This is a genomic window from Pseudomonas fluorescens (assembly GCF_902498195.1).
GTDB lineage: Bacteria > Pseudomonadota > Gammaproteobacteria > Pseudomonadales > Pseudomonadaceae > Aquipseudomonas > Aquipseudomonas fluorescens_BU.
Map to the genome: position 1 here is coordinate 1 of NZ_CABVIY010000021.1, position 562 is coordinate 562.

Annotated in this window: 1 protein-coding gene and 1 pseudogene; both read right to left on the reverse strand. The window is 60.3% G+C overall.

Features of this window, described 5'->3' with window-relative positions; translation table 11 throughout:
* A pseudogene (locus F8N66_RS31320) lies at nt 1–223 on the reverse strand (IucA/IucC family siderophore biosynthesis protein); the annotation flags it as partial.
* Nucleotides 224–259: 36 nt separating this feature from the next.
* Nucleotides 260–562: NAD/NADP octopine/nopaline dehydrogenase family protein (locus F8N66_RS31325; protein WP_191623078.1), on the reverse strand; the 303-nt coding region annotated here is incomplete at its 5' end.

Below are 562 nucleotides of genomic sequence, written 5' to 3' on the forward strand. Positions count from 1 at the left end.
GCACCACGTCACCGTCATTGACCACCGTGTCGGCCGGGCCTTTGGCGATGTCGGAAAAAGCCAGGTGGGCGCGGCCGCCCTTGAGCGGGTAAGTGGCCTGGTTGCCCTCGACGGAAAAGCTCAGGGCCGAACGGTCGAGGATGTTTTCCGCCAAAAGGCACAGAACCACGCGGCGCATGGCGTGTTTGCGTGAGTAGGTGATCAGTGTCTTGAAGTCATTCATCTCAGTGGTCTTCCCGTCGCAAGTTGAGTAAAAAGATCAAGCGGCGGCGTTTGTCGTGTGTGGCCAGTGGTTCGGGAAGTAATCGAGCGCCGAGTCGCGGAGGCCTTGCATGTAGGCCACGCTCCACTGAAGGACTTCCTCGATATACGGCACCTTGAGGTCGAAACGTTTGGCCATTTCCACCAGCAGCACCAGGCCGTAGGCGACGTCTTCGTTGAAGGCGCGGCTCTCGCGCTCGATCACGTAACCGGCGCGGTTGCCGGCGGCTGGTACCATCGGCGCGAGGATGTCGTTGTAGGCCTGATTGGTGCGCAAGATCGACAGCATGCTGCTCTGGTC